Below are 26,858 nucleotides of genomic sequence, written 5' to 3'. Positions count from 1 at the left end.
GGGGGAAGGGTGGAGGGGGAGGAGGGGGGGGGGGGGCTGGGAGGGGGGGGGGCGGTGAGCCGTTTTGTGTGTGCACACCTCGCGCTGCTCCCCCCCACGCAGCATTAGGCGTCAGGCGCCGTCAGGATCCGGGCGGGGCTTGTAAAGCGGGGGTCGTCGGTTCGAACCCGACAGGGGGCTCAGCGCGCGTGAAGGGCCGGCTCGATTCCGATCGAGCCGGCCCTTCGGCGTGGGCGGCCGTGAGGGCAGGTTGGTGATGTCTTTAAATTCCCATGGGTTTGTCGTGGTGGTCTGGCAGGATCCAGAGCCGCAGTCAGATCACTTGGGAGGGAACCGTGCGTAGTGCACGCGTTGTAGCTGGTGCTGTTCTTGTCATGTCGGTGGCCGGCGGGTTGCCGCTGGCCTCCTCGGCTTACGCCGAATCCACGATCACGCCGAACCTCGAGGTCACCGTGCCCCAGCCGGGGTACGCCGAAGCGGACCGGCCGCTGCGGGTGAACGCCAGCACCGCCGGTGCTGGCGAGACGACGTTCCCCGTCACCAGGAACACCGTCGACTTCGGCGACGGCACGGTGGTCGACGTGACCGCGAACTCGGCTCGCAACCTGCACGAGTACGCCGCGCCCGGCACGTACACGGTGACCCACACGATCACCGACGAGCAGGGGCGTACCGGCGCGACCTCGCGGTCCATCACCGTCGGCAGCAGCTACGTGACGCTGTACTACCCGACCCGTTTCCTGGACACCCGCAGCGGTGTGGGGGTGCCGGCCAAGCCGGTCGGCCCCGGCGAGGTGGTCACGTTGCAGGTCACCGGGGTCTCCGGGGTGCCGACCGACCGCAAGGTCACCGGCGTCCTGCTCAACCTGACCGCCACCAACGCCACCAGGGCCACCCACATCACCGCGTTCCCCGGCGGGGAGCCGCCGAAGGCGTCGAACGTCAACGTGACGCCCGGTCACGATGTCGCCAACGCCGTTCTCGTGCCGGTCGCGGAGGACGGCACGGTCTCGTTCCGCAACAACGCCGGAAACGTCGACCTGGTCGTCGACATCGCCGGGTACTACACGCCCCAGGCCCGGAGCTGGTCGGTTCGGATGGGTGCGGCGGACAGCAACGCCCGGGTCCTAGACACCCGGAACGGCACCGGCGGCATCAACCACGCGGTGGGGCCGGACCAGATCATCACCGTCCCGGTCCGTGGTCCCGGGATGCTCCCCGACAGGGCCGAGATCGCGGTAGTCAACCTCACCGCGACCGAGGGCACCGAGGACAGCTTCGTCACGGCCACCCCAAGCACGGTGCCCCCGCACACCTCCAGCCTCAACTTCGAGGCCGGCCAGACCGTCGCCAACCAGGTCACCGCCCCGATCAACGCGGACGGCACCATCACGCTCTACAACCACGTCGGGTCCGTCCACCTCGTGGTCGACATCCAGGGCTACTACGCCTCGCCGTACTTCCTCGGCGGCACCAAGGGTGTCCTGACCTCGGCGCCGACCCGGCTCGCGGACACTCGTGAGTCGCACCAGACCCTGGGGGCCGACGGCAGGCTGACGGTCAAGGTCCGGGGCACGGCCGGAGTGCCGGACGGCGTCTCGGCGGTCCTGGTGAACCTGACCGCGACCAACGCGACGCAGAACAGTTGGCTGCGGGTCTACACGCCCGGCGCCGCGTGGACGGACGCCTCGACCGTCAACGTCACCCCGGGGGCGACGGTGCCGAACCTCGCCTTGGTGCCGGTCGACGCCAACGGCGACATCGCGGTCTACAACCACGCCGGTTCGGCCGACGTGATCGTCGACCTCCAGGGCTACATGGCCTGACGCCCTGACGCCCCGACGCCCCGACGCCCCGACCTCCGGCGTCCGCTTTCCCGGCGCCGTCGATCCGCTGCGCGAGCGGCCGGGTCGGCGGCGCCGGGCGTTTCGGTCCGGTCAGTCCGGCGGCAGGACGAGGGTGGCGAGGGCGCCGCCGGCGGGGTGGTTGGTGAAGGTGAGGGTGGCGCCGATGACGCGGGCGTGGCCGGTGGCGATGGTGAGGCCGAGGCCGTGGCCGCGGCCGCGTTCCGGGGCGTTGGTGCGGAAGCGCTGGGGCCCGTGGTGGAGGAGGTCGTCGGGGTAGCCGGGGCCGTGGTCGCGGACGGTGATGCGGCGGCCGTCGACGTGGAGTTCGACCGGGCCGGCGCCGTGGCGGTGGGCGTTGAGGATCAGGTTGCCGAGGATGCGGTCCAGGCGGCGCAGGTCGGTGCGGACCTCACGGTCGGCGGTGATCCCGACGGAGACGTCGAGGCCGGTGAGGTTGACGGTGCGGCGCACCGCGCGTTCCAGCGGGACGGCGGAGAGGTCGGGGGACTCGGCGTCGGCGTCCAGGCGGGAGACCTCCAGGAGGTCCTCGACCAGGCCGCGCAGGGCCTGGACCCGGTTCTGCACCAGCTGGGTGGGGCGGCCGGGCGGCAGCAGTTCGGCGGCGGTGACCAGGCCGGTGAGCGGGGTGCGCAGTTCATGGGCGACGTCGGCGGTGAAGCGCTGCTCGTCCTCCAACCGGCGGTGCAGCGTGCGGGACATCAGGTCCACGGCGGTGGCGAGGTCGGCCACCTCGTCCCGGCCGTCGACGAGTTCGCCGATCCGGGTGTCCGTGCCGCCTGCCGCGATGCCCCGGGCGGCGGTGGCCGCGGTGCGCAGCCGGCGGCTGATCCGGTCCGCGACCAGCACGCCGGCCAGCACAGTGGTGAAGACCGCGGCGACGACGGTGATCAGGATGATCCGGTCGAGGTCGGCGATCGCCTGGCGGTCCCGGGTGAAGTCGACCCGGGCGGAGAGCACCCCGCCCTGGACCGGGGCGGCCGCCCACATCGACTCGCCCTGGCCGCCGGTGGCGAGCAGCGAGCCCTGCCGGCCGCCGGCGGCGAGGTCGCGGAGCCGGGTGGGCAGGGCCGGGTCGTCCAGGGTGACGCCGGGGCCGGCCACCTCGCCGCTGCGGCCGTAGCCGGCCAGGGCCGAGTCGAGCGAGGTGAGCGCGGAGGAGCGGGCCTGGTCGACGTGCTGACGGATCATCGCCTGGTGGACCAGCAGGCCGACGGCCACCGCGACCAGGACGGAGATGGCGGCGACGGCGGTGGCGATCTGGCGACGCAGGGTCATGCCGGGCGCCGCAGCTTGTAGCCGAACCCGCGGACGGTCTCGATCCGGCCGGAGCCGATCTTGGCGCGCAGCCGCTGCACGTGGACGTCCACCACCCGGGTGTCGGCGCCCCACTCGTAGTCCCAGACGCGTTCGAGCAGGGTGGAGCGCTCCAGGACGATGCCGGGCGCGGCGGTGAACTCCAGCAGCAGTCGCAGCTCGGTGGGGGTGAGCGGGACCAGCCGTCCGTCCACCCGCACTTCCATGCTGTCGGTGTCCACCTGCAGGCCGTCGAAGCTGCGGAGCGCGGTGGGGGTGACGGGGACCTCGACGGCGGGGGAGCCGACGGCGGGGCCGTCGACCGGGACGGGGGAGCCGACCGGAGCGGGGGCGTCCTCAGCGGCGGCGGCCGTCGGCGCCACCCGGATCCGGCGCAGCACCGTACGGATCCGGGCGACCAGGACGGCGCTCTCGAAGGGCTTGACCACGTAGTCGTCCGCGCCCGCTTCCAGCCCGGACACCACGTCCACCGGGTCGGTGCGCGCCGACATCATCAGGATCGGCAGCTGGCTCTCCTCGCGGATCCGGCGGCAGAGGCCGACGCCGTCGAGCAGCGGGAGCATGACGTCCAGCAGCAGCAGGTCGGGTCGGACGGCGTGGAAGGCCTCCAGCCCCTCCAGGCCGTCGGCGGCGGTGGTGACCGGGAAGCCGTAGCGCTCCAGGGCCATCCGGGTGGCCTCCCGGATCACCTCGTCGTCCTCGACGAGCAGGATGTGCGGCTGGGCGGGGGTGGCTGCGGGGGTCATCGCTTCGCTTCCGGGAGCACGGCGGGGACGGAGGGCTGGGGGGTCGGTCGGACGGGGCGTGCGGACGGGGCGACCGCGCCCGCGCCGGGGACCGGTTGCGGCCCGGTGGAGGGGTGCTTCGGAACGGGCACGCGTTCGGTGCTGCCGTCGGCCCCGGTGGCGGGTGGCGGGTCGGTGCCCGGGTCGGTGGGCTGGAGCAGGCCGATGCCGTCCACCCGCTTCTCGACCAGGGCGAGCCTGACCCCGTCCCACTGGTAGTGGCTGGTGGTCCGGGTGGTGACGGTGGTCGGCTCGTACAGCCACAGGTCGGAGCCGACCGTCGCGGCGCTGAACTCCTGCTGGACCTGCACCCGCAGGATCGGCAGGACGCGGCCGCCGGCGAGGGTGTAGACGTGCAGCACGACCGGTCCGGGTGTGGTGACGGCGGCGATCAGCTCGGGCAGCCCGTCGCCGGTGAGGTCGCGGAACTCGGGGGCCCGCACCGCGCATTCGGCGCAGGAGTCGAGCGCGTGCCGCTCCTCCCCGCCCACCGCCGGGTCCTTGGCCAGGAGGGTGCGGACGTCGACCGCGGTGAGGTCGTGCCCGGGGACGGTCAGGTCGGGTACGGGCTGGGGCGGTGCCTGGGTGGCGGACCCGCTCGCGGTTGTGGCCGGCGGCGGTGCGGTGGCCAGTCCGGGCCAGAGCGGCCTGGCCGACGCCGACGGGGTGACGGCTGGGTGCGGGCCCTCGTCCCGGAGGCCGCCGGGGTCGGGTCGGCCGAAGGCCAGGGCGGCGAGGGCGGTCAGGACGGCCAGGGCGACGAGGGCGACCGCGGGGGCGGCGCCGGGACGGCGGCGGAGCGGAGTCGGTGGTGCCACGGTCGGTGCTCGTCCTCCTGGTTCGCGGTGTGGTGCCGGGTCGTCGCCCCTCTGGCCGTCCTGCCCCCGTTGCGGTTCTGATTCCGGTTTCCGGTTCCGGTGGTAGGTCGCGCGGACGGTGATCGTCGGTTCCGCCCCGGTACGGCGGACCGGGCTGGGCCGGGACGGCGGGTCGGGTCAGGCCGGGTCCGCCAGGACGATGATGTTGTCCGTCCAGTGACCGTCCGAGCCGATCCGCCCGCCGCAGGTGATCAGCCGGAGCGTGGGCGCGGGGGTGTCGCCGTAGACGTTTTCGGTGGGGAAGTGGTCCTTGGCGGCCTGGAGCAGGGTGCGGACCTTGAAGTCCACGGTGCCGCCGTCAGCGCGCCGGATGCGGATCAGTTCGCCCGGGCGCAGTTCCGGCAGCCGTTGGAAGACCGCCGGGCCGTGCTTGGTGTCCAGGTGCCCGATCAGGACGGCGGGGCCGGTCTCGCCGGGGGTGGGGCCGTTGCGGTACCAGCCGACCTCGTCGGCCCGGTCGGCCGACGGCACCTGGACCGTGCCGTCGGCGTTCAGGCCGAGGTCGGTCACCGGGGCGTCCACGCTGAGGGAGGGGATCAGCAGGCGGGTCGGCGGTGAGGCGGCGAGGGGCTGATCACCGGCGGTCGGCGCGCCGACAGGTGCGGTGGGTGCAGTGGGAGTGGTGGGCGCGGTGGCCGCCGGGTCGTGGCCGGAGGCCTCGATCCGCACCACCGGAGTGTCCCGGCCGGACAGCGCGATCGAGGTGCCGAGCGCCAGGCAGAGCAGGCCGGCCGTGCCGAAGACGGTCCGGCTCAGGAGGCCCGGGCCGGGCCGGGCGGCGCGACGCCGCCCGCGGCCGTCCGTCCTGCTGGTCCCCGCCGCCGGGGGCGCCCCGGCGCCGCTTCCCCGCCCGGCAGGGTGCGGAGGAAGGGCGTCGGGGTGCCCGGCGGACTCGGGACCGGTGTCAGCCGCGCGCACCGGAGCGGCGGCGCAGGAGGGCGAAGCCCAGGGCACCGGCGCCGACGGCGGCCACGCCGCCGCCACCCGCCAGCATCAGGCCGTTGCCGTCGGTCGCGGCGGAGCCGTCCCCGGCCTGAGCGGCGCCCTTCGGCACCTCGCGGACCTGCGGCTGGGCGGGCTTGGCGGGGACGGCGCCGACCGGGGCGGCGCCGGGGGAGCGCTGCGGGGCGGGCGCGGAGGTGACCTCGGCGCTCGGGGCCTTCGGGGTCGGCTTGGCGGGGCCGCCGGCCGGTGCGGCGCCCTGCGGGACCGGCTGGGCGGGCTTGGCCGGGACGGCGCCGACCGGGGCCCCGCCCGCCGCCGCGCCCGCCGGTGCCCCGTTGGCGGGGGCATGGGCGGTGGGGGTCGGCTGCGGGGTCCCGTCGGCCCAGGCCTGCCCGCCGGTGACGGCGGCCATCAGCGCGGCCCCGGTGAGGGCGCAGACCGCCAGCATGCGGCGGGCGGGCGAGCGGTCGATGCGGGTCCTGCTCATACGGTGGTTCTCCTTCGTCTCTCTCGCGGGCGCGGTGTCGCGCGGACGCCCCCGGCCGGTGCGGCCGGTGCGTCGCCAGTGACGGTAGGAGTGCCGTGTCGCGGTCCCCGCCCGGCCGCGTCACGGCCGCCCATCGGCTGGGTAACGGTCTCCGTAACACTCGGAACACGGGCTGATACACGCGCTGACACCCGCCCTGGAGCACGGGGTGAAACACGAGGTGAAGCACCTGGGAAGCACCTCGGAACAGACGTACCCGACTCGCCCTGAGCACCCCCGCCCGCCCGTCCGTATCTCCCGGTGGGGGAGCGACCGAGAGAAAGGTGGCGGCGATGAGCATCCTCGCCAACCTCCTGCCGGCGATGCGGGGTTCGCGCGATGAGCGCGGGAACGACCGCGGGCACGACAGGGAGGACAGGGACTTCCACAACAGGACCGGCCACGGCCGTCGTCGGCGCCGCCGCAACACCAGGCACGGGCGGTACTGACGGCTGACGGACCGGTCATGACCCCGGGCCAGGACGAGCACGAGTGGTCGCTGCGGCGGCTGACGGCCGTGGACACGGGTGACGGCGACGGCCGGACCGATCCGGTCGTCGCCCCGGCCCCGGCCGTGTCGCTGCGGCGGATCTTCGTCCGGTTCTGGCCCTACACCCGCGGGGGACGGCGCTGGCTGGCCCTGCTGCTGGGGTTCGTCCTGCTCGGCCCGGTGGTCGACGCGGCCACGATCTGGCTCTTCAAGGTCGTCGTCGACGAGGTGCTGGTGCCGCGCAGGCTCGGGCTGTTCCTGCCGGTCGCGCTCGGGTACGCCGGGCTGACCCTGTTGGCGGGCGGCTTGGGCTTCGCCGACGAGACGACCTCGGCCTGGGTCAGCGAGCGCTTCCTGCTCGCCCTGCGCACGGACGTGTTCCGACATCTGCAGGGCCTGCCGCTGGGTTTCTTCGAGCGGCGGCGGCTCGGCGACGTACTGTCGCGGCTGACCGGGGATGTCGAGGCGGTCGAGACCTTCCTGCTCTCGGGCGTCCTCGACGCGGTCGCGTACGTCGCGGAGCTGGCCGTCTTCCTCGGGGTGCTGTTCTACCTGCGCTGGGACCTCGCGCTGACCGCGCTGGTGGTCGCGCCGCTGTTCTGGATCACCGCGCGGCGCCTCTCCACGCGGGTGAGGGCGGCGTCCCGGGAACGGCGGCGCCGCAGCGGCTCGGTCTGCGCCCTCGCCGAGGAGACCCTGGGCAACATCGCGCTGGTGCAGGCGTACAACCGGCAGGACTGGGAGCAGGACCGGTTCCGCCGGGAGAACCTCGCGCGGTTCCGGGCGACCATGGCGGCGACCCGGTTGCGCGCCCTGTTCGCACCGATCGGGGACCTGCTGGAGCTGGTCGGCGCGCTGATCGTGCTCGGGCTGGGCGCCTGGGAGTTGGTCCGCGGCCGCCTCACCCTCGGCGAACTCCTCGTCTTCGTCGCCCTGTTGAGCCGCCTCTACAGCCCGATCCAGGGGATCGGGCGGCTCAGCAACGGCGTCTACTCGGCCACGGCCGCCGCCGAGCGGATCATCGAACTGCTCGACCAGCAGCCGCAGGTGGCCGATCCGCCGACACCGCTGCGCCCCGCCCGGGTGCACGGCGCGGTGGCCTTCGACGGGGTGTGGTTCCGCTACCCGGGCACCACCCGGGTGGCGCTGTACGACGTCTCCTTCCGCGCCGAGCCGGGTGAGACGGTGGCGCTGGTCGGGGAGAGCGGGGCGGGCAAGACCACGCTCGCCAAGCTGCTGCTGCGCTTCTACGACCCGGAGCGCGGCGCCCTCCGGCTGGACGGCATCGACCTGCGCGAACTGGCGCTGACCGATCTGCGCGAGCACATCGCGGTGCTGCTGCAGGAGACCCTGGTCGTCCACGGCACCGTCCGGGAGAACATCGCCTACGGCCGGCCCGGGGCGACGGACGCACAGATCACGGCCGCCGCCCGGGCCGCCGACGCGGACGAGTTCATCAGCCGGCTGCCGGAGGGCTACGACACCGTGGTGGGCCAACACGGACGGCTGCTGTCCGGCGGGCAGCGCCAGCGGATCGCGATCGCCCGGGCGATGATCCGGGACGCGCCGGTGCTGCTGCTCGACGAGCCGACCACCGGGCTGGACCCGGAGTCCGGGCGGCGGATCCTGGAGCCGCTGGGGCGGCTGATGAACGGGCGGACCACGATCATCATCTCGCACAACCTGCTCACCGTACGGAACGCGGATCGGATCGTCCTGCTGCGCGACGGCCGCGTCGCCGCCTGCGGCAGCCACGCGGACCTGCTCGCCCACGACGACGGCTACGCCCGGCTCGACCGGGCCGCGACCCTGACCAGGACCGCCCGATGAGCACGGAGGCCGCCCGATGACCGTCCGGGAGCCGTTGCCCGCCGGGACGCCGATCGCCCCCGGCTACCGGGTGCTGGCCCACCTGTGCCGCACCGGCTGGCTGGACGTCTACGACGCCTGGAGCGAGGAGCGGGACTGCCGCTGCGTGGTCAAGGTGCTCCGGCCCGACCGGCGCGGCGACCGCGAACTGCGCGAGCGCCTGCTCCGGGAGGGCCGCTGGCTGACCGAGTTCACCCACCCCCACCTGGTGCGCGGTTACGGCACCGGCGAACGCCCGCAGCCGTACGCGGTGTTGGAGACCCTCACCGGCGAGACCCTCGCCCACCTGCTCGACCGCCGGCCGCGCCGCCCGGCCGCCACCGACCTGACCCTGCTCGGCCTGCACCTCTGCTCGGCGATGCGCTACCTGCACGGCAAGAACCTGCTGCACCTCGACCTCAAGCCCGCCAACATCGTGATCGACTGCCGCCGCGCCAAGGTCCTGGACCTGAGCATCGCCCGCCCGCCGGGGCCGGGCAGCCGGGGCGTGGGAACGGACGGTTACCTCGCCCCGGAGCAGGCCTCCGGCGGGCCGTTCACGGCGGCCACCGACGTCTGGGGCATCGGCACCACCCTCTACGAGGCCGCCACCGGCGAACTTCCCTTCGACGGCGAGCCGCCCCGCTCGTTCACCCCGGTGTCCCGGCGCCGCCGCCTGCCCCGCCCGCTGGCCGAGGCGATCGACGCCAGCCTGCTCCTCGACCCGGCCGCCCGGCCGCCGCTGGCCCGACTGGCGGCCGTGCTGGACGACTTGCTCCCGCAGGGCCGCCGGGCCGTGCCGCCGTCGCCTGGGGAGTGAGCGGGACCGGCCCCGTGCCGCCCCTACCGCCCCGGCCGCAGCTGCCGGAGCGTCCAACCCGTGCCGGGCGGCTCGGTGAGCGTCCGGGTGTGGGCGGTGAAGAGCTCGGCGGCGCGGCGGTAGGAGAGGCGGGCGCGGCCGGTGTGCGGGCAGCGGTCGGCGGCGGGGGTGCCGGCCGGGGCCCGGCGGTCGGTGAGGAAGAGCGGGCCGCCGGTGCGGCCGGCGATCAGCAGCGGGAGCAGCCGGGCGCTGCCGGACTGCCACCGGACGGGGGGCTGGCCCGGCCGGGACCAGCTGCGGCGGCGGGGCAGGTCGAGCTGGTCGGCGTTCAGGGCCAACACGGTCTCGATCGCGGCGCCGGACTCGTGCAGCAGGTGCCAGAGCGCCTGCTCGCGCAGCGGTGCGCGCAGGGCGAACAGGGCGCGCAGCTGCTCCTCGGCCAGCGGGGCGGCGGCCTCGGCCGGTGTGGGCAGCGGCACGGGGCGCAGGTCGGTGGTCGGGTCGCCGTCGATCCAGCCCCGGGCGAGCCACCAGGCCACCGCCGTGCGCAGGGTGGAGAGCTCGCGGTTGAGCGTGCGCGGGTCGGTGGCGGCACCGCGCGCGGTCGCTGCGGCGCGCAGCCGCTCGGCGGCGTCCGGGTGGTCGAGCAGCGCGAGCGGGAGCACGGGCGGCCGGGCGCGCCGCCGCTCGGGGCCGGTGGGGGCGGGCCGGTCGGCGAGCGCCCAGGCCCAGGTGTTCAGCGCGATCCGGTAGATCCGCCGGGATCCCCCGGCGAGTCCGGAGGCGGCCAGATAGCGCTCGACGGCGAGGCCGTACTCGACCGGGGGAAGCTCTGTCACGATCGCCCTCTTCCGCAGTAAATCACTGAATCCGGTGCACCCGAAGGATATCCGGAAGGCGCAGTAAACGGCAGGTGGGAGGCTGTCTAGTGGGCAATTTACTGCGGTAGTCAATGGTGTCGCCAACATTAATGCCAAAAGACTCAAGTTTTTCCCGGTAAACCCTTGATCCGCGCTCCCGGCCGCTCGCAGACTGCTGCCCATGGCAGTGGACACAGAACGGATCCCGGCCCGCCCCCGGCGCCTGGGAGACCGTCTCGCCGTGCTGGGCGAGCGCGAATTCACCCGCTTCTTCATCGGATACACGACCTCCCTCCTCGGCTCCTCGATGGCGCCGGTCGCGGTCGCCTTCTCGGTGCTCGACAGCGGCGGCACCGGCACCGACCTCGGCTGGGTGATGGCCGCTCGGATCCTCCCGGTGGTGCTGGTGCTGCTGGCCGGCGGGGTGATCGCCGACCGGTTCGGCAGCCGCCGCCTGATGCTGGGCTCGGACGTCCTGCGCGGCCTCGTGCAGGCGCTGTTCGCCGGGCTGCTGGCGGCCGGGCACGCGCCGGTCTGGGCGATGGTCGCCCTGGTGGCGGTGTGGGGGATCGGCGAGGGGCTGTTCATGCCCGCCTTCGGCGCGATCCTGCCCGACCTGGTGCGCCGCAAGGAGCTGTTGGCGGACGGCAACACCCTCCTGGGCCTGTCACGTTCGGTGTCCACGGTGGCCGGCCCCGCGCTGGCCGGCCTGGTCACGGCGACCCGGGGCCCGGCGGCGGTGCTGCTGATCGACGCGGTGACGTACGGTGTCGGCGCCCTCGCGTTGGCCGGCCTCCGTCTGCCCGACCGCCCGGGGACGGACGACGGGACCTCGATGCTCCGGGAGCTGCGGGCCGGCTGGTCGGAGTTCGCCGCCCGCCCGTGGCTGTGGATCACCACTGCCCAGATGGGCCTGTTCAACCTGCTGGTCTGGGCGCCGTTCCTGGTGCTCGGCCCGCTCACCGCGCAGCGGGAGCTCGGCGGCGCCCGGGCCTGGGGCCTGGTGATGGGCGTGTACGGCGCCGGCGCGGTGCTGGGCGGTCTCTGGATGCTCGGCCGGCGCCCCGGGCGCCCGCTCGCGGTGGCCACCGTGGCCGGTCTGGCCTGGGCGCTGCCCTCCGCCGCGCTGGCGGCCGGGGCGCCGTTGGTCTGGGTGGTCGCGGGAGCGCTGGTGGCGGGGGTGGGGTCGGCGGTCTGCGGGACGCTGTTCTCCACCACGACGCAGCGCTGGGTCCCGGTGGAGCTGCTCGGCCGGCTGACCTCCTTCGGGTCGCTCGGCGCCTTCGTCCTCGGCCCGCTCGGGCTGGCGGCGGCCGGCCCGCTGGCCGCCCGGCTCGGCACCGGGGAGGTGCTGCTGCTCGGGGCGGTCTGGCAAGTTGCGGCCGGGGTCGTAGTGTTGGGCGTACCGGCCGTACGGAATCGTCGCTGGGAGGAGGGCCCGGACGACTGACTCACCCCTCGGACGGCTCCGGGGCGCACCCCCGGCCACCGGTGCGGCCCACCGCGCACCGTATCCGGCCGGCCCCGGAGCGCAGCCGGTCGCTCCGCCCACGCGTGTGTGCCTCCGCGGCGGGCGGGGTGGCCGGGCCGGCCGTACCGTGGACGGTGGGGGTACGGAGGAGGATGACCATGCCCGGTTCGCTCACCATCAGCCACCACCAAGCCGCGGCCACCCTGGACCACGCGGACGCGCAGCGGCTGGCCACCGTACTGGCCGAGCTGGCGTACCTGCTGGAGATCCCGGGGCCGAACCGGATCAACGAGGCGCAGCTCACCGTCCTGTGCGAGGGCCGCACCCCGGACCGCGCCGAACTGTCGCACTGGGCGCAGGCACTGTCCACCGGGCTGCGGGGGCAGCGCTGACCGGACTCACCGGAGGCCCGCCCCGTCCGCCGTACGATGGCGAACGGGGCGAGCCCGCCCCCCGGTCGCCGGGATGGCCGGCCGCCGGCCCGGTGGAGGGTGGGGGCCCGAGCGTGCCGCAGTCCCGGTCGTTGTCCTGGCTGACCGTGCCGACTCCGCTGCCCAGCGGCCCGATGCACATCGCGGTGACGCCACTCGGCGTGGCGGCGGCCGGCTACGGCGGACGGGACGGTGAGGCGCCGCCCTGCACCGACCCGGTGAAGACCGCCGCCGTCACCGAGCGGATCGGCGCCTACCTGGCCGGCCGCACCCGCGAGTTGGGCCTGCCGATCGACTGGAGCCTCAGCTCCGGGCCGCACCGTGCGGTGCTCCGGACGCTCTGGCGCGAGGTGCCGTACGGCCGGACCATCACCTACGGCGAACTGGCCGCCCGCAGCGGGGTGTTCGAGGACGTCACTGAGCCGGGCCTGGCCGCCCGGACGGTCGGACAGATGATGGCCGCCAACCCCGTCGCCCTGCTGGTGCCCTGCCACCGGGTGGTGGCGGCGGACGGGATCGGCGGCTTCGGCGGCGGCCGGGTCGGGATCGAGGTGAAGCGCTGGCTGCTCACCCTGGAGGGGGTGTTGGAGCCGACGTTGGACTGGAACGGCCCGCTGTAGCCGGCCGATCGGCGCCGCAGGTGGCCGTGGGCGGGAGGTGCCGCATTTCGGCGCGGGCGGGGCGGCCGATGGGGGAAGATGGGGCGCGACCGGTCGACGGGTTCGAATAAACAGTCGAACAAATATCGATCAGGTGATCGAGTCGTACTATTTGTTCGGTTATTCCGAACCACTCGAATGAGTGATTGCGGTCTGCCTCCGAACGGGCCCACCATGAAGTTGCAACATGCATGTGCAAGGCGACACTTCATCGGGTTCGCGAAGGGCTCCCCATATGTCGACCGAAACCAATGCCGGTATTCCTGCGCCCGGCGCGCAGTCGGAGATCCGGCAGCAGCAGTCACTGAGCACGGCGGGCGCGCGGAACCTCGCCACCACCACCAAGTCCGCGCCGCAGATGCAGGGCATCAGCCCGCGCTGGCTGCTCAGGGCGCTGCCCTGGGTGCAGGTGTCCGGCGGTACCTACCGGGTCAACCGCCGCCTGCGCTACAAGGTCGGCCGCGGCCGGGTGAGTTTCGCCAAGACCGGTTCCGAGGTCCGAGTCATCCCGCAGACCCTGGCCGAGGTGCCGGTGCTGCGCGGTTACCAGGACGAGGCCGTGCTGGAGGAGCTGGCCGGGCGCTTCACCCAGCGCCAGTTCGACGCGGGCGACGTCCTGGTCGCCGCCGGTTCGCCGATCAGCGAGGTCTTCCTGATCGCGCACGGCAAGCTGGACCGGCTCGGCACCGGCAAGTACGGCGAGGAGACGGTGGTCGGCACCCTCGCCGACGGCGACCACCTGGGTGACGAAGCGCTCCAGGAGGAGGACGGCACCTGGCCGTACACCGTCCGCGCCGCGACCTCCGGCACGGTGATGGTGCTCTCCTGGCCGTCCTTCCAGGAGCTGCACGACCGCTCCGAGTCGCTCCAGCTGCAGATCATGGAGTACCTGAACGGCTTCCAGCAGGCGCAGAACAAGCACGGTGAGGCCGCGATCGACCTCGCGGCCGGCCGCCAGGGCGAGTACGACCTGCCCGACGCCTTCGTGGACTACGAGCTCAAGCCCCGCGAGTACGAGCTCAGCGTCGCGCAGACCATCCTCAAGGTGCACAGCCGCGTCGCCGACCTCTACAACCAGCCGATGAACCAGACCGAGCACCAGCTCCGGCTGACCATCGAGGCCCTGCGCGAGCGCCAGGAGCACGAGCTCATCAACAACCCCGAATTCGGCCTGCTGGAGAACGCCGAGTACGACCAGCGGATCCAGACCCACTCCGGCCCGCCCACCCCGGACGACATGGACGAGCTGCTCAGCCGCCGCCGCAGCACCAAGATGTTCCTGGCCCACCCCAAGGCCATCGCCGCCTTCGGCCGGGAGTGCAGCAAGCGCGGCCTCAACCCGGGCACCGTCGAGGTCGAGGGCAAGCACGTCAACGCCTGGCGCGGGGTGCCGATCTTCCCGTGCAACAAGATCCCGGTCGTCGGCGGTAGCACCAGCTCGATCATCGCGATGCGTGTCGGCGAGGACAACCAGGGTGTCATCGGCCTGCACCAGACCGGAATTCCGGACGAATACCAGCCGAGCCTTTCGGTGCGGTTCATGGGAATCGACGAGAAGGCCATCATTTCCTACCTGGTGAGCGCCTACTACTCGGCCGCGATCCTGGTGCCGGACGCGATCGGCGTGCTGGAGAACGTGGACATCGCCCAGCGCTGACGTCCGGCTCCCATCCGATATCCGGGCCGATATCCGAACCCGATATCCGAGTCCGATATCTGTGCCGTCCGCGCCGCCCGACCAGGGGGATCCACCCCGGCCGGGCGGCGCGCCGCGGCGCGTACGGCACAGCAGGCCATCCCACGACAGGCGCCCTACAGGGGAGAAACCCATGACGAGCTCCACGCTGGAGCGGGACCACAAAGAGGGCCACGAGGCGGCGGACATCCTCGCCCGGGCCCGCGGGCTGGTCGACCCGGTCCTGCGGGCCGCCGTCGACTCACTGCCCGGCACGATGCGCAAGGTCGCCGGCTACCACTTCGGCTGGTGGGAGGCGGACGGCACGCCCGCCGAGGCCTCCTCCGGCAAGGCGATCCGCCCGGCCCTGGTCCTCGCCGCCACCCAGGCCCTCGGCGGCACCCCCGGCGCGGCCGTCGCCGCGGCCGCCGCGGTGGAGCTGGTCCACAACTTCACCCTGCTCCACGACGACGTCATCGACCGTGACGACACCCGCCGCCACCGGCCCACCGCCTGGCGGGTGTTCGGCACCACCGAGGCCATCCTGGCCGGCGACGCCATGCACTCCCTCGCGCTGCGCCTGCTCGCCGAGGACGCCCACCCGGCCGCCCGGGGCTCGATCCGCCGGCTCGCCGACTGCGTGGTCGAGCTCTGCGAGGGCCAGCAGATCGACTGCGCCTTCGAACAGCGCAACGACGTCTCGCTCACCGAGTGCCTGGCGATGGCCGAGGCCAAGACCGGCGCCCTGCTCGGTGCCGCCTGCGCGATGGGCGCGCTGTACGGCGGCGGGTCCGAGGAGGCCGCGCAGGCGATGGACGGCTTCGGCCGCGAGATCGGCCTGGCCTTCCAGCTGATCGACGACCTGATCGGCATCTGGGGGGACCCCGCGGTCACCGGCAAGCCGGTCGGCGCGGACCTGGTCGCCCGCAAGAAGTCGCTGCCGGTGGTCAGGGCGCTGGGCTCCGGAACCCCCGAAGGCGCCCGGCTCGCCGAGCTGTACACGCTCGAACGCCCCCTGACCCCCGAGGAGTTGGCCCGGTGCGCGGCCGCCGTCGACGAGGCCGGCGGGCGCGGCTGGGCGCAGGGCGAGTCCTGCGAGCGGATGGCCGCGGCGATGGCGCAGCTGGCCGTGGCCGTACCGGAGCCGTCCGCGGCCGACGAACTGCTGGCGCTCGCCGAGCTGGTGACCCGCCGAACCCACTGACCGGTGCGGAGCGGGAAGTCGGCCGGTCCGACCTCCCGCTCCGTCACGTCACCCGAAGGCGGCCAACAGCCGCTGCTCCTTGGCCGGTTCGATGCCCTGCCGGAACGCCGTCCCCGGCACCCACTTGCGCCCCTCGGCGTCGGTGTCGGCCGCCGGCCCGCGCCCGCGCAGCCACGCCCAGGTGTCCCGCGCGGTCTCGGCGAACGGGCGGCAGCGCAGCCCGGCCGCCCGGGCGCGTCCGCTGTCGACCTGCCAGATGTACGTCCACTCCGGCAGATCCGGTGCCCAGAAGGGGAGTTCGAGCCAGGGCTCGACCTTGTCCGGCCCCTCGGCGAGCAGCCGCTCGTCCGCGACCCAGACCAGCTCGGTGTCCGCCGCGCCCGCGACCTCCCGGCAGGTCTCCAGCCACTGCCCGAAGGTGAGCTGCCCGGGCGGCGCCGTGGTGAGGAAGCGGCCCGCCGTCCCGGCCTCCAGCCGGTCGAGCCCGAAGGCGGCGAAGTCCCGGACGTCGATCACCTGCATGGTCCGTCCGGGATCGCCCGGGGCGAGCACCCGCCCGCCGCGCGCCATCCGCTCCAGCCACCAGGGCAGCCGGCCGCCGAGCTCGTGCGGCCCGATCAGCAGGCCGCTGCTGAGGACCAGCGAGCGCTCGGCGCCGAAGCCCTCCAGCACCGCGCGCTCGCAGCCGGCCTTCAGTTCGCGGCCGAACGGCTGGTCGGGCGGGGTGTCGGCAGGGCAGGGGAGGAGCGCGGAGTCCTCGTCGATCACCCGGGCCGCCCAGTCGGCGTAGGCGTGCACCGAGGAGACGACGGTGTAGTGGTCGGCCCGCTCGCGCAGCAGTCGCGCCGTGAGCGCGGCCTGGGCGGGCTGCCGGGCCGAGGTGTCGACGACGGCGTCCCAGCCGCGGCCCTCGACCAGCCCGGCGACGTCCTCGGCGCTGTCGCGGTCGCCCCGGACGGCCTCGACCCCGGGCAGGTCAGCGGCGCTGCGGCCGCGGTTGAAGGTGGTGACCTGGTGGCCGCGGGCGAGGGCCTCGGCGGCATAGGCGCGTCCGAGAAAGGACGAGCCCCCGAGCAGCAGGATCTTCATGACGGCCAGCCTCTCCCGGCCGCGTCGCCCGTACGCCCGGATTCGCGCTGGGCAGAGCGCCGGGCCGAGCGCCGAGCGAAAAACCCGTCGGCCCCGTCGGCCCCGCTGGAGTGGCGGAGCAGCCGACATGCCGCCCCACCCCACCCCACTTAGCATCCCAGGTGTACCGATATGTCCTGATTCGGGACTGGATACGGCACTGGGAGCTCGACAGCATGGTCAACCCGGCACTCGTGGACCCGGCCACCGTCCGCGCCACCGCCACCGAGGCCTGGATCCGCGGCTACCCGATCCTGCGGAACTACCGCACCCTGTACGCCCAGGCCCTGGACGAGGCGGACCCGAGGTACGTCGGCGGCTTCGGCGTCTTCCGCCACCACGCGCGGCCCTTCACCCCCGCCGACACCGACGTCGTCAGCCCCGACAACGACACCCCGCACTCCTGGGCCTGGCTCGACCTGCGCGCCGAACCCTGGGTGCTCTCCGTCCCGGCCGAGGACCGCTACTACGTCCTCCCGGTGCACGAACTCGACACCGTCCACGCCGGGTCCGTCGGCGCCCGGACCACCGGCCGGCAGGCCGGCGACTACCTGGTGGCCGGCCCCGACTGGCAGGGTGAGCCCCCGCCCGGCATCAAGGGCGTCATCCGCACCGCGACCCGGCTGGTCGGCATCGTCGGCCGCACCCACCTCGCCGGGACCACCTCTGCCGACGTCGCCGAGCTGAAGGCCGTCCAGGAGCAGTACCGACTGTGCCCGCTGCACCGCTACGCCGACGCCCCCGCGCCCGCCCCCACCCCGGAGCCGGTCTGGCCCGTCTGGCGCGACGAGGTGATGGACACCGTCGAGTTCCTCTGCTTCCTCGACTTCCTGCTCGGCTTCTTCCCGCTGACCGGCCCGCAGCCGGGCGCCGTCCCGCTCCCGGCCGCCGAGGTCGACCTGCGCGGCCGCCTCGCCGACCTCGGCATCGACGGCCGAGGAGAGTTCGAGCCCGCCACCCTCCCACTGGACGTCCGCGCCGAGGTCGAACGCGGCATCGCCGACGGCAGGGCCCGGCTGGAGCGTGCCGCCGCCGAACTCCACGACACGAACGCCCTGTTCGGCACCCGCGAGCGGATCGGCGCCGACTTCCTGCACCAGGCGCTCGGCGCGAGGCTCGGCCTCTACGGGCTGCCCGCCGAAGAGGCCTGGTCCGGCGGCTGGACCGCCGACGCCGCGGGCCACCGCCCGCCCAACGCCAGCGACCGCGACCACGTGATCCACTTCGGCCCGCACGACCTGCCCCCGGCCCGCTTCTTCTGGTCCGCCACGATGTACGCCCTGCCCGGCCGCCACCTGGTCGACAACACCCTGGACCGCTACTCGATCGGAGACCGCACCCCGGACCTGGTCCGTGACCCGGACGGCGGACTCACCCTCTACGTCCAGCACAAGCGTCCCGCCGACGCCCAGCACTCCGCCAACTGGCTGCCCGCCCCCGACGGCCCGTTCACCGTGGTGATCCGGCTCTACGGCCCCGACCCGTCCGTCCTGGACGGCCGCTGGAAGCTCCCGCCGCTCGACCCGCACTGACCGCCCCGACCTCCGGACCGCCCCGACCTCCCCGGACCGCCCCCGACCGACCGTACGAAGGACCGCCGATGAACCAGCCCGAGCTGGAGGCCCTGGCCGCCGACGCCTACGTCTACGGCTACCCGCTCGTCGCCGCCCTCACCATGGTCGAGCGCTTCGCCAAGGGCGGGCTGGGCACCCTCCCGGCGGAGCAGTTCAACCACTTCAGCCACGCGACCCGGCTGGCCCGCCCGGGCGACCAGTTCGTCTCGGTCAACAACGACACGATCTACTCGATCGCCCAACTCGACCTCTCCGAAGGCCCGTTGGTCCTGCACGTCCCGGACACCGCCGGCGCCTACTACGTGCTGCAGTTCATCGGCGCCTGGACGGACAACGTCGCCTACCTCGGACGCCGCGCCACCGGCACCGACGCCCAGACCTGGCTGATCGTCCCGCCCGACTGGCACGGCACCCCGCCCGACCCGAGCCGGGTGATCGAGCTGCCGACCACCGTCGGCACCGTCGTCGGCCGCTTCGCCTGCGCCGGCCCGAGCGACCTGCCCCGGGTCAAGGCCCTGCAGGCCGGGTTGGTCCTGGAGCCGCTGGAGCCCGGCGGCCTGGTCGCCGGACTGCCCGAGCCCGACCCGGACGTCCCCGAGCGGCTGGCCTTCTACGAACGGCTGCGGGTGTGGATGCAGGCCTTCCCGCCCGCCACCCCCGACATCGAGTACCAGCGCCGCTTCGCCCCGCTCGGCCTGCTGGACGACGGCGCCTCGCCCTACCGCGCGGCCGCCGCCGATTGGACCCTCGCGCTCGCCAAGGGCCTGGCCGCCGGACGCGAACGGGTCGAGGACGCCACCCGCCCGCCCGAGGACCACCCGCCCGGTGAATGGCGCTCCGCGCTCCACCTCTTCGACTACAACCTCGACCACCTGGGCCCCGGCACCCTCCACGACCCCGAGTGGCGCATCCCCGACCGCCGCGCCGCCTACCTCAGCCGGGCCGCCGCCGCCCGCGCCGGTCTCTGGGGCAACCACGCCTACGAGGCCTCGTACGCGACGACCTACGACGACTCCGACGGCCGCCCGCTCACCGGCGCCAACAGCTACACCCTCCACTTCGACCAGCCCCCGCCCGCCGAGGCCTTCTGGTCCGTCACCATGTACTCCGTCCCCGACTACTACCTGGTCGAGAACCCCGTCAACCGCTACTCCATCGGCGACAGGACCCCCGGCCTGGTCTACGGCGACGACGGTTCCCTCACCCTCACCCTCCAGCACGACCAACCCGAGGACCCCACGACCGCCGCCAACTGGCTCCCCACCCCCCACGGCGAGTTCCGCCCGATCATCCGCCTCTACCAGCCCAAACCGACCGTCCTGGACGGCACCTACCAGGTCCCCCCGATCCACCGCACCTGACCCGCGCCCCCTTCAGTGCCCTGACGGCGAAGCCGTCGCCGTGCCGGTCGGGTGCGGGGAGGCACTGCCCGTCGGGGTCGCCGAGGGCGTCGGCGGGCCGGTCGGCGGCCCGGAGTGCGAGGGCTGCGTCGTCGGGGAGCTGGAGCCCGACGGTGCGGGTGCCCCCGTCCGGCTCGGCGACGCCGATGCCGACGCAGATGCCGTGGCCGTGGCCGTTGCCGTTGCGGTGCCCGTGGGCGACGCCGTACCGGCCGGTGTCGACGGCGGCTCCGCCGAGGAGGACGCCGACCCGCCCCGGTTCTGCGGGCCGCCTTCCAGGGTGACCACCGCCTGGGAGGGCGGTAGGCCGATCCGGGCGGTCCAGCGGGTGGTGGGCGCGAGGTCCTCGTCCACGGTGACGATCACGGTGATCCGCTGCCCCGGCGCCAGCGTCCCCGCGTCGCGGCTGAGCCGGAGCCAGGCGGCGTCCGTCACGGCGTGCCAACGGATCTCCGTGGTGCCGGAGTTGGTGAGGGTGAGCACCGTGCGGCTGCCGTACTCGCCGGCCTCGACGGTGAGCAGTCCGGCGGGGGCCGGGCCGGCCGGTCCCGTCCCCGAGGCGGCGGCCTGATCGACCGAGGGGGCCGGGGCGGCGACCAGGGTCGGGCTGCTGAGGGGGGTCGCGTCCCGGCCCGGGACCGGGACCAGCGGGCCCTGGAAGCTGAGCCCCGGAAAACCGGGCAGCAACGTTTCTGCACGACCCGAACCTGCACCACCCGAATTTGAGCTGGCCGAACCACCGGGCCCCACCCCCGCGCCCGCCAGCTCCAGCCCGGGCATCCCCGCTCCCCCGGCCCCGCCGGCCGCCCCCGCCGACCACGGCTGCGGCCGTTGCCCGGCCTCCCGTCCGGCCTCGTCCACCCGCACCGCCGAGACCGAGGCCGCCGACCCCGACCCGCCGCCGCCCCGGTGCCCGGCCCAGAGCGCTACCACCGGCGCCGCCAGCACGGCCGCCAGTACTCCGGTGGTCACCACCCGCCGTCGGACCGCCAGGCCGCGGCCCGCGTCCGGCGCCCGGTGCCGGGGGAAGCCGCCGTGGTCGAACCGCAGCCCGGGCTCGGCGACCACCGGGCCCCGCCGCCCCGCCGCCCCGGCCGCACCCGCCGACGGCAGGTACCCCACCCCGTCCGCCGAGGACGCCGCGGACACCGAGGGGACCGGGGACACCGAGGACACCGACGAACCCGGAACAGGCGCACTCAGCAGCGGCAACCCCGACAACCCGGCCGCGCCCTCCGCCGCCTCCCCGGCCGCCACCCGCTCCGCCGTGCCCCGGCAGGTCGGGCAGTCCACCACGTGCTGCACCAGCTCCCGCCGCAGCGCCGGCCCGAGCACCCAGTCCCGCCAGGACTCCGCCCCGACCCCGCCGAGCCGGTCCAGTTCCGGGCAGCTGCCCACCCCGAGCACCAGCAGCGCCGCCCTGGTCCGGGCGACCTCGGTCTCGGCGGCGGTGAGCAGCTCCCGGGTCCGGTCGAACGGCAGGCCCAGCACCGCCGCGACCTCCAGCGGGGTGAGCCGGTGGCGGACGGACAGCTCCAGCGCCTCGCGCTGCTCCGGGTTCGTTCCGGCCGCCTCCGGCCAGGCGAGCGAGGCCAGCTCGCGGCGCCGCCGGGCGGCCTCGGCCTCGCCGGGCTCCGCCCCGGGCTCCCGGGCGGCCCCGTCGGCGAGCCGCCGCAGGCAGCAGTAGCGGGCGAGCGAGAACAGCCAGGCCCGGACCAGCCCGGGTTCGGCCAGCCGGCCGCCGTGCCGCCGGGCCAGTTCGCCGACCTCGCGCAGGGCGTCGGCGGCCGCGTCGTGCTCGCACAGCACCGAGAGGCAGTAGGTGAACAGGCCGTCCGTCTGCCGGTCGTACGCCGTGAGGACGGCGGCGGCAGCCTGCGACCCGGGTCCGGCCCCAACAGTTCGCGTTGTCACCCGTCCGACGGTAGGGACACCGGACCGCCCGGCCCCGCCATTCGGCGGGTATGTACTTCTTTCGGGTAACGGCATCGCCCATCTGTGTGGGTCCCGCAGCGAGGACCGGCGCTGTCGTACCCAGGCGCTACGGTGGGCCGCATGCCTCCGCGTTCCAAGACCACCGCCAAGCCGCGCCCGGCCTACCGCTGCACCGAGTGCGGCAACCAGCTGCCCAAGTGGGTCGGCCGCTGTCCGGAGTGCAACGCCTGGGGCACGGTCGAGGAGTACGGCGCGGTGCCGATCCGCACCACGGCGGCGGGCCCGGTCAGCGCGCCCGCCCGCCCGATCGCCCAGGTGGACGGTCAGGTCGCGACGGCCCGGTCGACGGGTGTGCCGGAGCTGGACCGGGTGCTCGGCGGCGGCCTGGTCCCCGGCGCGGTGGTCCTGCTGGCCGGCGAGCCCGGCGTCGGCAAGTCCACCCTGCTGCTGGACGTCGCGGCCAAGGCGGCCACCGCCCAGCACCGCACGCTCTACGTCACCGGCGAGGAGTCGGCCGGCCAGGTGCGGCTGCGGGCGGACCGGATCAACGCCCTCTCCGAGCACCTCTACCTCGCCGCCGAGTCCGACCTCGGCGCGGTGCTCGGGCACATCGAGGCGGTCAACCCCGGCCTGCTGATCCTGGACTCGGTGCAGACCATCGCCTCGGCCGAGCTGGACGGCGCCCCCGGCGGCCCGGCCCAGGTCCGTGAGGTGGCGAGCGCGCTGATCCGGGCGTCCAAGGAGCGCGGCATGGCGACCCTGCTGGTCGGCCACGTCACCAAGGACGGCCAGATCGCCGGCCCGCGCCTGCTGGAGCACCTGGTGGACGTGGTGCTGAGCTTCGAGGGCGACCGGCACGCCCGGCTGCGACTGATCCGCGGGGTCAAGAACCGCTACGGCGCCACCGACGAGGTGGGCTGCTTCGAGCTGCACGACGAGGGCATCGTCGGCCTGGCCGACCCCTCCGGCCTCTTCCTGACCAGGCGTGACAAGCCCGTCCCCGGCACCTGCCTCACCGTCACCCTGGAGGGCAAGCGCCCGCTGGTGGCCGAGGTGCAGGCGCTGATGGTGGATTCGCAGATCCCGTCCCCGCGCCGGACGACCTCGGGCCTGGAGTCGCCCCGGATCGCGATGATCCTGGCCGTGGTCGAGCGGCACGGCGGGGTGAAGCTCGGCAAGCAGGACATCTACACCGCGACGGTCGGCGGGGTGAAGCTGACCGAGCCGTCCGCGGACCTCGCGGTCGCGCTCGCGGTGGCCAGCTCCTCCACGGACACCCCGCTGCCCAGCAACCTGGTGGCGATCGGCGAGGTCGGCCTGGCGGGCGAGGTACGGCGGGTGACGGGTGTGCAGCGGCGGCTCGCCGAGGCGCACCGGCTGGGCTTCACCCACGCCCTGGTCCCGCCTGACCCGGGCAAGGTGCCGCCGGGCATGAAGGTGGTCGAGGTGGCCGACATCGGCGAGGCGCTGCGGGCCATCCCGGGCCGCCGCCGGGCCGCCGCCAAGCCGCGCGGCGAGGGGCGTGGTGAAGCCCCGTCGACCCCGCCGGCGCCCCGCGCGGCGAAGGTCCCGGCCTACCCGGAGGAGCTGATGGACGGCTGGGAGCCGCTCGACTCCGACGAACTGCGCTGACCCAAGCCCTGCCGAAGCCGCACGCAGTTAGACTTTCCCCAGTCTCATTGGCCAGAAGGCAGTACCGAAGCGGTACTGAGCGACAGAGCAACAGACCGCGGACCGGCGCACGGCGCGAGGCGCGCGGCACGGGGTCGACCGGAGGAGTCACGTGGCAGCCAGCGACCGGGGGGCGGACAAGGCCTCCCGTGAGGAGGCCCTGCTGCGGGCCTCCCTCACCGCCATCGCGCCCGGTACCGCGCTTCGTGACGGCCTGGAACGGGTCCTGCGGGCCAACACCGGTGGCCTGATCGTGCTGGGTTTCGACAAGACCGTCGAGTCACTGTGCACCGGCGGCTTCGTCCTGGACGTCGAGTTCAGCGCCACCCGGCTGCGCGAGCTGTGCAAGCTCGACGGCGCTGTGGTGCTGGACAAGGACATCACCAAGATCGTCCGGGCCGGCGTGCACCTGATGCCGGACTCGACCATCCCCACCGACGAGACCGGCACCCGCCACCGCACCGCCGAGCGGGTCAACCGGCAGACCGGCTACCCGGTGGTCGCGGTCTCGCACTCGATGCGGCTGATCGCCATGTACGTCAACGGCACCCGCCGGGTGCTGGAGGACTCGACCACCGTCCTGTCCCGCGCCAACCAGGCGCTGGCCACCCTGGAGCGCTACAAGCTACGCCTGGACGAGGTGGCCGGCACGCTCTCCGCGCTGGAGATCGAGGACCTGGTGACGGTCCGGGACGTCACGGCCGTGGCCCAGCGACTGGAGATGGTCCGGCTGATCGCCACCGAGATCGCCGGCTACGTGCTGGAGCTCGGCATCGACGGCCGACTGCTCTCGCTCCAGCTGGACGAGCTGATCGCGGGCGTGGAGCCGGAGCGCGAACTGGTCGCCCGGGACTACTTCCCGGAGCGGGCCGCCAAGAAGGGCCGTACGGTCACCGAGGTGCTGGCCGACCTGGAGGCGCTCACCCACGCCGAGTTGCTGGACCTGCAGACGGTCGCCAAGGCGCTCGGCTACTCCGGCTCGCCGGAGTCCCTGGACGCCGCCGTCTCCCCGCGCGGCTACCGCCTGCTGGCGAAGATCCCGCGCCTGCCCAACACGGTGATAGAGCGCCTGGTCGAGCACTTCGGCGGCCTGCAGAAGCTGCTCGCCGCCAGCATCGACGACCTGCAGACGGTCGAGGGCGTCGGCGAGACCCGCGCCCGCTCGGTCCGTGAGGGCCTGTCCCGCCTTGCCGAATCGTCCATCCTGGAGCGCTACGTCTGACCCCGGCGCGCAATCGGCGAACGGCCCCCGGAGAAACGCGGCGCTTCCCCTGGGGCCGTTCCGCGTTTCCGGGGCCCGGGAACGCCGGAGCCCCGGTCGCGTCTGCGGCCGGGGCTCCGAAGCGGGTTGACTGATCCTCAGCCGTCCAGCCGGATCGACGTCCGCGCCGACACCTTGTCCCCCGAGAGCCCGGTGAGCTCCGCGAGCACCACGTAGGTCCCGTTCGCCGGCGCCGTCTGGTCGGCGGTCGCGCACTGCGGCTTGCTGCGGCTGCGGTCCCAGGTGAAGGTCTCGGTCTGGTTGCTGTTCGCCGGGATCTGCACCCAGATGCTGCCCTTGTCGGGCGGGCAGTCCCCGGAGGACCAGACCCGGTCGTTGTTGTTGCCGCTGACCGTGATGACGGAGGTGGTGCGGCCCAGGTCCACCCGGCAGTTGGCGCCGGAGTTCTTGACCGTCAGGGCCAGCTTCGGCTTGTCCTTGGGCTGGTACGGGTTCTGGCTTGGGCTCAGTTCCAGGGCCACCTGCGAAGAGGTGCAGATCGGGAGTGCCATCACCTCGGGCGTGTTCACCGCCGGAGCCCCGCCGCCCGACCCGCCGGACCCGCTGGACGCCCCGCCGTTTCCGGAGCCGCCGGAGCCGCCGGAACCGCCGGAGCCACCCGCGGCGCCGGAGCCGCCCGCCGGCGGCGGGTTGGCACCGCCGCCGGAGCCGCCGCTGAGGCCGACCTCGCTGCCGCCGCCGCTGGCCGGGCCGCCGGTTCCCCCGGTGCCGCCGCCCGGGCGTGCCGCGGGGCCGCTCGGGGATGCGCCGGGCGTGATCGCCTGCGCGGGGGACTGGCTCTGGGACTGGGGCGGTACGGCCTGTGCGGCCTTGTTCGGTGAGCCGTCGTCACCGCCCCCGCCCTGATCGGTCATCAGCCAGGCGATCAGGGCGACGACCGCCGCGACGGCGGCGAGCACGACGATGCGCCGACGCCAGTAGATCGAGGCCGGCAGCGGTCCCACGGGTTGACGCAGAGATGGCACGATCAAACTCTACGAGACTGTGTGTGGCTAGTGCCCCACCAACACCGCACAGTCGCCCCTTCCTTCACATGATCCGCCGTTTGAGCCGTTCGAGGGAGCCCTCGGATCGGCTTCCCCGGCGATTTCCGGCCCATCCGGAGCTGAATCCTCCACTTCGGTCGCGTTCCGCGGCATGGGAGGATCGAAGGGCCATGACTGCCAACACCACCGCCGCCGTCCCCGCCCCCCGGCTGCCGATGCCCCTGCCGCTGCTGCACTCGACCGTCCTCGACTGGTACGAGGCCAGCAGGCGCGACCTGCCCTGGCGGACCCCCGACGCGACGCCCTGGGCGGTCATGGTGAGCGAGTTCATGCTCCAGCAGACCCCGGTGAAGCGGGTGCTGCCCGCCTGGCAGGCCTGGATGACCCGCTGGCCCACCCCGGCCGACCTCGCCGCCGAGGCGTCCGGCGAGGCGGTCCGGATGTGGGGCCGGCTGGGCTACCCTCGCCGCGCCCTGCGGCTGCACGCGGCCGCCGTGGCGATCACCGAGCAGCACGGTGGCGAGGTCCCGGACGACCACGCCACCCTGCTCTCGCTGCCCGGGGTGGGGGAGTACACCGCCGCCGCGGTCGCCTCCTTCGCCTTCCGCCAGCGGCACGTGGTGCTGGACACCAACGTCCGCCGGGTCTTCGCCCGTGCGGTGACCGGCGTCGAGTACCCGGCCCAGGCCACCACCGCCGCCGAGCGCCGTACCGCGACCGCCCTGCTGCCCGACGACGCCGAGACCGCCGCCACCTGGGCGGTCGGCGTGATGGAGCTGGGCGCGCTGGTCTGCACCGCCCGCGGTCCGGAGTGCGGGGACTGCCCGCTGTTCACCGGCTGCGCCTGGCAGCGGGCCGGCCGCCCCGCGTACGAGGGCCCGGCCCGGCGCGGCCAGTCCTACGAGGGGACGGACCGCCAGGTGCGCGGCAAGCTGCTCGCGGTGCTGCGCGAGGCGCACGGCTCGGTCCCGCAGGCCCGCCTGGACGTCGTCTGGCCGGACGCCGTGCAGCGGGCCCGGGCCCTGGACGGCCTGGTCGCGGACGGCCTGGTCGAGCCGGTCGAACAGGGCGTCTACCGGCTCCCGCAGTAGGGGACGGCGGTAGGGGA

At 74.2% G+C, this 26,858-nt stretch carries 23 protein-coding genes; 14 read left to right on the top strand and 9 right to left on the bottom strand.

From position 1 onward, the window contains the following. The first annotated feature begins 374 nt into the window (after positions 1 to 374). Positions 375 to 1,826 carry a PKD domain-containing protein gene (locus ACFQ87_RS01485; protein WP_380608488.1) on the top strand — a complete coding sequence of 484 codons (1,452 nt, stop codon included), beginning with the start codon at positions 375 to 377 and terminating at the stop codon, positions 1,824 to 1,826. 111 nt (positions 1,827 to 1,937) lie between these two features. On the opposite strand, the gene ACFQ87_RS01480 is transcribed toward ACFQ87_RS01485, so the two are convergent. The 5 genes from ACFQ87_RS01480 to ACFQ87_RS01460 form a co-directional block, all read right to left on the bottom strand. Next, on the bottom strand, positions 1,938 to 3,143 hold the full coding sequence (locus tag ACFQ87_RS01480) for a sensor histidine kinase (protein WP_380608487.1): 1,206 nt from the start codon (positions 3,141 to 3,143) through the stop codon (positions 1,938 to 1,940). Further along, positions 3,140 to 3,928, bottom strand: coding sequence for a response regulator (locus ACFQ87_RS01475; protein ID WP_380608486.1), 789 nt, complete (start codon positions 3,926 to 3,928; stop codon positions 3,140 to 3,142). The genes ACFQ87_RS01480 and ACFQ87_RS01475 overlap by 4 nt, the downstream gene beginning before the upstream one ends. Further along, on the bottom strand, positions 3,925 to 4,785 hold the full coding sequence (locus ACFQ87_RS01470) for a hypothetical protein (RefSeq protein WP_380608485.1): 861 nt from the start codon (positions 4,783 to 4,785) through the stop codon (positions 3,925 to 3,927). Before ACFQ87_RS01470 ends, ACFQ87_RS01475 begins: the two co-directional genes overlap by 4 nt. A gap of 177 nt (positions 4,786 to 4,962) precedes the next feature. Then, entirely contained in the window at positions 4,963 to 5,763 is an 801-nt protein-coding gene (locus tag ACFQ87_RS01465) for a class F sortase (protein WP_380608483.1), read from the bottom strand. Continuing rightward, the gene (locus tag ACFQ87_RS01460) at positions 5,750 to 6,277 is read right to left on the bottom strand and encodes a hypothetical protein (RefSeq protein ID WP_380608482.1); all 528 of its coding nucleotides are present in this window, start codon (positions 6,275 to 6,277) and stop codon (positions 5,750 to 5,752) included. Before ACFQ87_RS01460 ends, ACFQ87_RS01465 begins: the two co-directional genes overlap by 14 nt. Positions 6,278 to 6,609: 332 nt before the next feature. Between ACFQ87_RS01460 and ACFQ87_RS01455 the strand changes: the two genes are divergently transcribed. The 3 genes from ACFQ87_RS01455 to ACFQ87_RS01445 are packed head-to-tail and all read left to right on the top strand — an operon-like array spanning position 6,610 to position 9,474. After that, entirely contained in the window at positions 6,610 to 6,765 is a 156-nt protein-coding gene (locus ACFQ87_RS01455; RefSeq protein WP_380608481.1) for a hypothetical protein, read from the top strand. A gap of 17 nt (positions 6,766 to 6,782) precedes the next feature. Further along, positions 6,783 to 8,636 carry an ABC transporter ATP-binding protein gene (locus ACFQ87_RS01450; RefSeq protein ID WP_380608480.1) on the top strand — a complete coding sequence of 618 codons (1,854 nt, stop codon included), beginning with the start codon at positions 6,783 to 6,785 and terminating at the stop codon, positions 8,634 to 8,636. 16 nt (positions 8,637 to 8,652) lie between these two features. Beyond that, positions 8,653 to 9,474, top strand: a complete 822-nt coding sequence (locus tag ACFQ87_RS01445) for a serine/threonine-protein kinase (protein ID WP_380608479.1) — start codon at positions 8,653 to 8,655, stop codon at positions 9,472 to 9,474. A 23-nt stretch (positions 9,475 to 9,497) separates the two neighbouring features. Here the strand turns inward: ACFQ87_RS01445 and ACFQ87_RS01440 are convergent, their stop codons facing one another. Further along, positions 9,498 to 10,313: a hypothetical protein gene (locus ACFQ87_RS01440; protein WP_380608478.1), complete on the bottom strand. Its 816-nt coding sequence runs from the start codon at positions 10,311 to 10,313 to the stop codon at positions 9,498 to 9,500. A gap of 202 nt (positions 10,314 to 10,515) precedes the next feature. Here ACFQ87_RS01440 and ACFQ87_RS01435 point away from each other — a divergent pair, with 202 nt between their 5' ends. From ACFQ87_RS01435 to ACFQ87_RS01415, 5 genes are all read left to right on the top strand, one after another. Then, positions 10,516 to 11,784, top strand: a complete 1,269-nt coding sequence (locus ACFQ87_RS01435; protein WP_380608477.1) for an MFS transporter — start codon at positions 10,516 to 10,518, stop codon at positions 11,782 to 11,784. A 179-nt stretch (positions 11,785 to 11,963) separates the two neighbouring features. Beyond that, positions 11,964 to 12,197 (top strand): hypothetical protein, encoded by a 234-nt coding sequence (locus tag ACFQ87_RS01430; RefSeq protein WP_380608476.1) that lies wholly within the window; start codon positions 11,964 to 11,966, stop codon positions 12,195 to 12,197. A 113-nt stretch (positions 12,198 to 12,310) separates the two neighbouring features. Next, positions 12,311 to 12,856 (top strand): methylated-DNA--[protein]-cysteine S-methyltransferase, encoded by a 546-nt coding sequence (locus tag ACFQ87_RS01425; RefSeq protein ID WP_380608475.1) that lies wholly within the window; start codon positions 12,311 to 12,313, stop codon positions 12,854 to 12,856. Between the two features lie 274 nt (positions 12,857 to 13,130). Then, positions 13,131 to 14,552 carry a family 2B encapsulin nanocompartment shell protein gene (locus ACFQ87_RS01420; protein WP_380608474.1) on the top strand — a complete coding sequence of 474 codons (1,422 nt, stop codon included), beginning with the start codon at positions 13,131 to 13,133 and terminating at the stop codon, positions 14,550 to 14,552. A gap of 172 nt (positions 14,553 to 14,724) precedes the next feature. Continuing rightward, on the top strand, positions 14,725 to 15,774 hold the full coding sequence (locus ACFQ87_RS01415) for a family 2 encapsulin nanocompartment cargo protein polyprenyl transferase (protein ID WP_380608473.1): 1,050 nt from the start codon (positions 14,725 to 14,727) through the stop codon (positions 15,772 to 15,774). A gap of 48 nt (positions 15,775 to 15,822) precedes the next feature. On the opposite strand, the gene ACFQ87_RS01410 is transcribed toward ACFQ87_RS01415, so the two are convergent. Further along, positions 15,823 to 16,863, bottom strand: a complete 1,041-nt coding sequence (locus ACFQ87_RS01410; protein ID WP_380608472.1) for an NAD-dependent epimerase/dehydratase family protein — start codon at positions 16,861 to 16,863, stop codon at positions 15,823 to 15,825. A gap of 215 nt (positions 16,864 to 17,078) precedes the next feature. On the opposite strand from ACFQ87_RS01410, the gene ACFQ87_RS01405 reads away from it, so the two are divergent. Beyond that, positions 17,079 to 18,434 carry a DUF1254 domain-containing protein gene (locus ACFQ87_RS01405; protein WP_380608470.1) on the top strand — a complete coding sequence of 452 codons (1,356 nt, stop codon included), beginning with the start codon at positions 17,079 to 17,081 and terminating at the stop codon, positions 18,432 to 18,434. A 68-nt stretch (positions 18,435 to 18,502) separates the two neighbouring features. Continuing rightward, complete coding sequence (locus ACFQ87_RS01400) at positions 18,503 to 19,837, top strand: DUF1254 domain-containing protein (RefSeq protein ID WP_380608468.1); 1,335 nt, start codon at positions 18,503 to 18,505, stop codon at positions 19,835 to 19,837. 12 nt (positions 19,838 to 19,849) lie between these two features. Here the strand turns inward: ACFQ87_RS01400 and ACFQ87_RS01395 are convergent, their stop codons facing one another. Continuing rightward, entirely contained in the window at positions 19,850 to 21,790 is a 1,941-nt protein-coding gene (locus tag ACFQ87_RS01395) for a sigma-70 family RNA polymerase sigma factor (protein WP_380608467.1), read from the bottom strand. A 141-nt stretch (positions 21,791 to 21,931) separates the two neighbouring features. Here ACFQ87_RS01395 and radA point away from each other — a divergent pair, with 141 nt between their 5' ends. Together radA and disA are read left to right on the top strand one after the other, a co-directional pair. Continuing rightward, entirely contained in the window at positions 21,932 to 23,443 is a 1,512-nt protein-coding gene (gene radA, locus ACFQ87_RS01390; protein ID WP_380608466.1) for a DNA repair protein RadA, read from the top strand. 202 nt (positions 23,444 to 23,645) lie between these two features. Continuing rightward, complete coding sequence (disA, locus tag ACFQ87_RS01385) at positions 23,646 to 24,704, top strand: DNA integrity scanning diadenylate cyclase DisA (RefSeq protein ID WP_270151163.1); 1,059 nt, start codon at positions 23,646 to 23,648, stop codon at positions 24,702 to 24,704. Between the two features lie 137 nt (positions 24,705 to 24,841). Here the strand turns inward: disA and ACFQ87_RS01380 are convergent, their stop codons facing one another. Next, on the bottom strand, positions 24,842 to 25,729 hold the full coding sequence (locus ACFQ87_RS01380) for a hypothetical protein (protein ID WP_380608465.1): 888 nt from the start codon (positions 25,727 to 25,729) through the stop codon (positions 24,842 to 24,844). A gap of 191 nt (positions 25,730 to 25,920) precedes the next feature. Here ACFQ87_RS01380 and ACFQ87_RS01375 point away from each other — a divergent pair, with 191 nt between their 5' ends. Further along, positions 25,921 to 26,841 carry an A/G-specific adenine glycosylase gene (locus ACFQ87_RS01375; RefSeq protein WP_380608464.1) on the top strand — a complete coding sequence of 307 codons (921 nt, stop codon included), beginning with the start codon at positions 25,921 to 25,923 and terminating at the stop codon, positions 26,839 to 26,841. The last annotated feature ends 17 nt before the right edge of the window (positions 26,842 to 26,858 follow it).

The sequence above is a fragment of the Kitasatospora sp. NPDC056531 genome, assembly GCF_042794375.1.
Taxonomy (GTDB): Bacteria; Actinomycetota; Actinomycetes; order Streptomycetales; family Streptomycetaceae; genus Kitasatospora.
The sequence above is the reverse complement of the archived record's forward strand: the minus strand, read 5'-3'. Positions and strand labels throughout refer to the sequence as shown.